This window comes from Cumulibacter manganitolerans, from assembly GCF_009602465.1.
GTDB lineage: Bacteria > Actinomycetota > Actinomycetes > Mycobacteriales > Antricoccaceae > Cumulibacter > Cumulibacter manganitolerans.
The window spans coordinates 34,093-40,926 of sequence record NZ_WBKP01000035.1 but is presented as its reverse complement, the minus strand read 5'-3'; the positions used below and the strand labels follow the sequence as shown (position 1 = coordinate 40,926).

The 6,834-nt window shown below is 68.5% G+C and carries 6 protein-coding genes; 1 reads left to right on the top strand and 5 read right to left on the bottom strand.

The annotated features are described in order from the left end of the window. The first annotated feature begins 232 nt into the window (after nucleotides 1-232). Nucleotides 233-1,813 (top strand): long-chain-fatty-acid--CoA ligase, encoded by a 1,581-nt coding sequence (locus tag F8A92_RS12795; protein WP_153505551.1) that lies wholly within the window; start codon nucleotides 233-235, stop codon nucleotides 1,811-1,813. A gap of 34 nt (nucleotides 1,814-1,847) precedes the next feature. Here the strand turns inward: F8A92_RS12795 and F8A92_RS12790 are convergent, their stop codons facing one another. Genes F8A92_RS12790 through F8A92_RS12770 form a run of 5 tightly spaced genes read right to left on the bottom strand, consistent with a single transcriptional unit; the run spans nucleotide 1,848 to nucleotide 6,698 of the window. Next, nucleotides 1,848-3,038, bottom strand: a complete 1,191-nt coding sequence (locus tag F8A92_RS12790; protein WP_153505550.1) for a branched-chain amino acid ABC transporter permease — start codon at nucleotides 3,036-3,038, stop codon at nucleotides 1,848-1,850. Beyond that, entirely contained in the window at nucleotides 3,035-3,922 is an 888-nt protein-coding gene (locus F8A92_RS12785) for a branched-chain amino acid ABC transporter permease (protein WP_153505549.1), read from the bottom strand. Before F8A92_RS12785 ends, F8A92_RS12790 begins: the two co-directional genes overlap by 4 nt. Nucleotides 3,923-3,937: 15 nt before the next feature. After that, nucleotides 3,938-4,648 (bottom strand): ABC transporter ATP-binding protein, encoded by a 711-nt coding sequence (locus F8A92_RS12780; protein ID WP_153505548.1) that lies wholly within the window; start codon nucleotides 4,646-4,648, stop codon nucleotides 3,938-3,940. Further along, complete coding sequence (locus F8A92_RS12775) at nucleotides 4,645-5,457, bottom strand: ABC transporter ATP-binding protein (RefSeq protein WP_228389425.1); 813 nt, start codon at nucleotides 5,455-5,457, stop codon at nucleotides 4,645-4,647. The genes F8A92_RS12780 and F8A92_RS12775 overlap by 4 nt, the downstream gene beginning before the upstream one ends. Then, a complete protein-coding gene (locus F8A92_RS12770) occupies nucleotides 5,454-6,698 on the bottom strand; it encodes an ABC transporter substrate-binding protein (RefSeq protein ID WP_153505547.1) in 1,245 nt (414 codons plus the stop codon). The genes F8A92_RS12775 and F8A92_RS12770 overlap by 4 nt, the downstream gene beginning before the upstream one ends. Between the last annotated feature and the right edge of the window lie 136 nt (nucleotides 6,699-6,834).

Below are 6,834 nucleotides of genomic sequence, written 5' to 3'. Positions count from 1 at the left end.
ACCAGCCGAAGTCCTCAACGAGGTACTCTCAACGCCGCCAAAAACAACAGGCGTTGCGACGACCGCGTGAATCCGCCGGCGATTACCGTGTCGCACTCCCCCGCAGATCCCGATCGGGGGCCACCTGCTCTCGGTCGGCCGGCACAAATGTGGCCGGAAGCCTACGCACCGCGCGGACGACGTAGTAGACATGACGTACAAGTCATGTTTCGTCGTACTGGAGGAACCACCCATGCCGAACCCCGCCGGGACTCTCACCGGACCGCCGAGCACCGGGCTCGACTGGGTGCACCAGCTCGATCGGCACGCGTTCATGACGCCGGACGGCGTGGCGCTGCGCTTCGAGGGCGCCACCATCACGTGGTCGCAGCTCGCCGACCGCGCGCGGCGGCTCGCGGCGGCGCTCGCGGACCTCGGGGTGGGTGCCGGTGACCGCGTCATCATCATGATCACGAACCGGCCGGAGTTCCTCGAGGCGCTGATCGCCACCAACGTGCTCGGTGCCGTCGCCGTGCCGATCAACTTCCGGCTGGTCGCGCGCGAGGTCCAGTTCCTCGCCGAGGACTCCGGCGCCACCGCGATCGTCGTCGAGCAGTCGCTCGCGGGGCTGATCGCCGACGTCCGCGAGAACGCCGAGCGCCCGATCGCCGCGCTCGTGGTCGGCGACGATCCCGCCGCCGCCGGCTCGGACGCGCTGTCCTACGAGGCGGAGATCGCGGCGCACGAGCCGAGCACCGCCCCGGGTCCGGAGGACGAGAACGACCTCGCGCTCATCATGTACACCTCGGGCACAACCGGGCGCCCGAAGGGCTCGATGCTGACGTACAAGAACATCGTCGCGCAGACGATGACCGGGCTGGTGGCCGCCGACGAGATGCTCGAGTCGGACATCCGGTTGGTCACCCCGCCGCTGTTCCACATCGCCGGCGTCGGCAACTCGCTGCCGGCCATCATCGTGGGCGCGCCGGCGGTCATCATGCCGACCGGCATGTTCGACCCCGTGCGGCTGCTCGACGTCCTCGAGGAGGAGCGCATCACCAGCGTCTTCCTGGTGCCCACGCAGTGGCAGGCGGTGTGCTCCGTGCCGGGCATCGCCGAGCGCGACCTGCGGCTGACGACGATCGCCTGGGGCGCCTCGCCCGCGACGCCGGCGATCCTGCGGGCGATGGCCGAGACGTTCCCGAACGCCAAGAACGTCTGCACGTTCGGCCAGACCGAGATGTCGCCGGTGACCACGATGCTTCCCGGGCGGGACGCCGTCCGCAAGCTCGGCTCGGTCGGCAAGCCGGTGCCGCTGGTGGCGATGCGGATCGTCGACCCGGCGATGAACGACGTCCCGCTCGGCGAGGTGGGCGAGATCGTGTACCGCGGACCCGGCGCGATGATCGGCTACTGGAACAACCCCGAGGCCACCGAGGAGGCGTTCCGCGGCGGCTGGTTCCACTCCGGCGACCTGGTGCGGATGGACGAGGAGGGCTTCCTGTACGTGGTCGACCGCGTGAAGGACATGATCATCTCCGGCGGCGAGAACATCTACTCCTCGGAGATCGAGAACGCCATCGCCGACCACCCCAAGGTCCTCGAGGTCGCGGTCGTGGGCGCGCCGCACGAGAAGTGGGTCGAGACGCCGGTCGCCTTCGTCGTCCCGCGCGACGAGAACGACCCGCCGACCGTCGACGAGATCATCGACTTCACCAAGGACCGGATCGCGTCCTACAAAAAGCCGTCGAAGGTGCTGCTGACCGGCGCGCTGCCCCGCAACGCCTCCGGCAAGGTGCTCAAGGCGCCGCTGCGCGAAGAGGCCCGGAAGTAGCCTCGGGCAGGCCCCGCGCCGGCGGGCGGCCTCGCTAGCCCGAGGAGTCCGCGCCGCCGGCGCGGGGCGCGCTCATCGCACCCGGCTCCGCCGCCCCCTCGGCCGGCTCCGCCGGCTCGTCACCAGGCGCGTCGGCGACCTGGGCCATGTCGCCGGAGCCCACGGGCGCGGCCGCCAGCGGACGCCGGCCCGGCAGCCGTCGCACCATCGGGCCGAGCGCGAGGTTGATCAGCCCGGCGATGCCGGAGGGCATCAGGAACATGAAGGCGACCAGCGCGAGCCCGTAGAAGAAGCCGGCCGCCGAGTCGCCCGCGCCGGAGGTCACCTTCGGCAGGTACTGGATGAAGGCCGCCCCGAGAATCGCCCCCGAGATCGTCCCGAGGCCGCCCACGACGATGATCGAGATGAACGTGATGGCCATGACCAGCCCGAACGAGTCCGGGCCGACGAACTGCACGACGTAGGTGTAGAGCACGCCGGCGAACCCGGCGTACGCCGCGCTCAGCGCGAACACGCCCGTCTTGACCCGCGACGCCCGGACCCCGAGGGTCTGCGCCACCAGCTCGTTGTTGCGGATGCCGACCAGCGACCGGCCGACCCGGCCGGTGGACAGCCGGCGCGTCAGTATCCACGCGATCGCGAGCGCGATCAGGCAGATGAAGTACACCCACTGGTCGGCGGCCAGCCCGGTCCAGGCGGGCGGCTCGGGCAGGAAGACGTTGATGCCCTCCTGGCCTTTGGTGATGTTGTCCAGCCGCTTGATCAGCGCCGGGGTCACGATGGCCAGCGACAGGGTCACCAGCGCCAGCTGCAGACCGCGCAGCCGCAGCGCCGGCATCCCGAACAGGTAGCCCAGCACCCACGTGACGACGACCGCGATCGGGATGGTGAGCAGGTAGTTGTAGTCGTTCTTGATCATCACCGCCGCGATGTACGCACCGGTGGCGAAGAACGCGCTGTGCCCGAGGGAGATCTGCCCGTTGAAGCCGGTCAGCAGGTTCAGTCCCATGCCGACGATGGCGTACACCATCACCATGCTGAGGTCGAAGTTCACGTAGGTGGGCGAGTTCAGCGGGATGAGCACGCCGATCGCCAGCACCACCGCGAACGTCCCGAGCCGCAGCCAGATCGGCGCGTCGAGCGGACGTACCGGGGCGGCCAGCCGCTTGAGCAGGCCCTTGCGCGATCGGCCACCGCCCTGCGCGCGCGCCGTCTTCGTCGTCATACTCGCGTCACCGTCCTCGATCCGAACAGCCCCTGCGGTCTGACGAGCAGGACGACCATGATGATGAACAACGCCACCGCCTGCTTGAACTCGTTGCCGATGAAGCCGATGTAGGTGCCGGCGAGGTTCTCGGACACCCCGACGATCAAGCCGCCCACCAGGGCGCCGACCGGGCTGTCGAACCCGCCCAGCGTCGCGGCCGCGAAAGCGTACATCAGCAGCGTGGCCATCATGTTCGGCTGCAGGAACAGCGTCGGCGCGGCGAGGGCACCGACCAGGGCGCCGATGGCCCCGGCGAGGGCCCAGCCGATCATCAGCATGCGGCCGACCGGGATCCCGGAGAGCCGGGCCGATTCCGGGTTGCTCGCCGCGGCACGCATCGCCAGGCCGGACTTGGTGCGCTGCAGCAGCACGAACAGCACCGCGGCGCCGACCGCCACCACGAGGATGATGCCCAGGTTCTGCCGCGACATCGAGCCGCCCGCGATGGAGATGGCGCCGCCACCGAACACCGGGGGAACCTCCTTCACCAGGTGGCCCCAGATCCACGCAGCACCACTGTTGAGCATGAGCATCAGTCCGAGCGTGACGATGACGAGGGCGGCGTGACCCGACGGCTCGGTGCCGAACGGCCGGATGAGCACCCGCTCGAAGACCGCCCCCGCGAAGAACGCGACCACCATCGCGATCAGGATCGCCACCAGAATCGGCAGACCCCACGCGTAGCTCTGCCACGCGATGAACGCGGCGAACATCGCCATCTCGCCCTGGGCGAAGTTCACGATGCCCGACGCCCGATAGACGAGCACGATGCTCAGCGCCATCGCTCCGTACAGCGCGCCCGATGCGATGCCGTCGAGCAGCTGCTGGAAGAACTGATGCACGTCGTCTCCCTTTCCTCAGTAGCCGAGATAGGCCTTGCGCACGGCATCGTCCCGCTCGAGCTCGTCGGCGGTCCCCCGCGCGACGACCTTCCCGGACTCGATGACCATCGCTTTGGACCCGAGAGCCAGAGCGAGATGCGCGTTCTGCTCGACCACGAGCATGGTCGTGGCGGTCCGCTCGTTGACCTCGCGCAGCGAGTCGAACAGGTCGCGGGTCGTGTTCGGCGCGAGCCCGAGCGACGGTTCGTCCAGCAGCAGCAGCTTCGGCCCCGGCATGAGCGCGCGGGCGATCGCCAGCATCTGCTGCTCGCCGCCGGACAGGCTGCCGGCGAGCTGGGCCCGGCGCTCCTCGAGCCGTGGGAAGATCTCGAACCACTGGTTCATCGAGGCCCGCACCGCCTGCTTGTCCTTCACGAGGTAGGCGCCGACGCGCAGGTTGTCCTCGACGCTCAGGTCCGAGAAGGTGCCGCGTCCTTGCGGGACGTGGCTCACGCCGCGGCCCGCGATGCGTTCGCTGGCCAGGCCGATCAGCGACCGGTCCTCGAGCGAGACCGTGCCGCGGCCCGGGATGATGCCGCTGAGCGCGCGCAGCAGGGTGGTCTTGCCGGCGCCGTTGGCGCCGAGCACGACGAACACCTCGCCCTTGTCGACGGAGAAGTCGATGCCGTGCAGCACCTCGACGGGACCGTAGCCGGCGTGCAGCGACTCGACGTTCAGCAGGCTCACTGTTCTCCCCCGAGGTATGCCTCGATCACGGCCGGGTTGGCGCGGACGTCGGCCGGCAGCCCCTCGGCGATGACCCGACCGAAGTTCAGCACCACCACGAAGTCGGACACCGACATGACCATGGCCATGTGGTGCTCGACCAGCAGCACGGCGAACGAGCGCTCGCGCGAGAGCCGCTTGATGAGGGCCGCGAGCTCCATCACCTCTTCATGGATCAGGCCGTTGGCCGGCTCGTCGAGCATGAGCAGCTGCGGCTCGGACATCAGCGCGCGGGCCAGCTCCACGCGTTTCAGCGTGCCGTACGGCAGACCGGCCGGGTAGGAGCTGCTGACCGACGCCAGCCCGAGCTCGTCGAGGATCTCGCGGGCCTTCTCGAGCTCGCGCACCTCCTGCGAGCGGACCTTCGGCAGCCCGAGCCCGCTGGCCCAGAAGCCGGCCCGCGTGCGGTGGTACGCCCCGGTCATGACGTTCTCCAGAACGGTCATCGACGGGAACAGGCCGACGTTCTGGAAGGTCCGCGCGATGCCGTGCCGGGAGATCTGGTCGGTGCGCACGTGCAGCAGGTCGACGTCACCCAGCGTGATCGAGCCGGAGTCCGGCTGGTACAGGCGGCTGATGCAGTTGAACAGTGTCGTCTTGCCCGCTCCGTTGGGGCCGATCAGCCCGCAGACCTCGCCCTTGCGGATCTGCAGGCTCGGCCCGTCCAGAGCCTTGACGCCACCGAAGCTGAGGCGGATGTCGGAGACCCGCAGCAGCGCCTCGTGGGATGCCGGCGACTGGCTCGCCGGCATCGCCTCCGTCGCCGTCACTTCATGTCCTCGCGCTTGAGGATGCCCCCCTCCGCCGTCCAGTGGCTGCCGTCGAACTTCTGCATCTGGACGCGGGTCAAGATGTACGGGTAGTCGGGCTTCATGTTGACCGTGACGCCCTCGAGCAGCCCGGGGACCTTGACGTTCTTGAGGTTGTAGACGGCGTCCAGCAGATCCTTGCGCTTGCAGCCGTCGGTCTCCTTGAGGGTCTCGACCATCAGGTTGGCCGTCATCCAGCCGCTGTTGGCGATGCCGTTCTGCGGCTTGAGGCCGTGCGTGCTGGCGAACTCGTTCCACTGCTTGACGTCCGGGTCGCCGGCGAACGCGGGGTCGGTGGGATCCTTGGCCCACTTGAACGTCAGGGCGCCGGTCGTGCCGGCCGGGCCCGCGGGGGCGACCAGCGTCGAGGCGTCGCTCGAGCCGGAGGTGAGCAGGGTGAGCGGGGACCAGCCCAGCTCGCCCTTCTTCTTCAGCGACTGCGTCATGAACGTGCCGGTTGCGTAGTCCAGGAACACGTCCGCGCCCGAGCTCTGCATGTTGACGATCTGCGAGTCGATCGAGCCGCCGGACTGCTCGTAGCCCTGCTCGCTGACGATGGTGACGCCGGTGCCCTCGAAGTCCTTCTTGAAGTTGGCGACCATGCCCTTGCCGAAGCCGTCGTTCTGGTAGAGGATCGCGACCTTGCCGTTGGGCTTGTGGTCGAGGACGTACTTGGCCATCACCTTCGCCTCGAAGCCGTACTGCGGCAGGTAGCCGACGATCCAGTTGTTGTCCTTGTGCATCTTCAGGAACTCATCGGTCCCGGTCTGCGAGAAGAGCACCGGCAGGCCCTTGCCCTTCGCGTAGTCGGCGATCGCGAGGTTCGGCGACGTCCCGAGCACGCTGTACATGGCGAAGACCTTGTCCTGCTCGACCAGCTTCTTGGTGTTGCTGACCGTCTTGGCGGGGTCGTAGGCGTCGTCCTCGGCGATGAGGGTGATCTTGCGCTTCTTGCCGTCGGCCATCTTCACGCCGCCGTCCGCGTTCACCTGCTCGAACACGGCCTTCGACGAGTCCTGCAGGACGCCGTAGGCGGCGCCCGCGCCGGACATCGGGACGCTCATGCCGAGCTTCACCTCGGAGTCGGTGATGCCCTGGTCGCAGGAGCCGGAGGCCTTCGACGAATCGTCGCGTCCCCCGCAGGCACCCAACGTGAGGATGAGCGTGGTTGCGGCGGCAACTGACAAGATCCTGTTTCGCACCGGTTATCTCCCTATCGACTGGACGACTCGACTGACCCACCGCTGACGCGATTGTCGGGACTGTATTCCCGACCTGATTCGGGTGTCAACTAGTCGTTCAGGTCACACTCAGACGACGAAGGCGCCCATCCCCTCG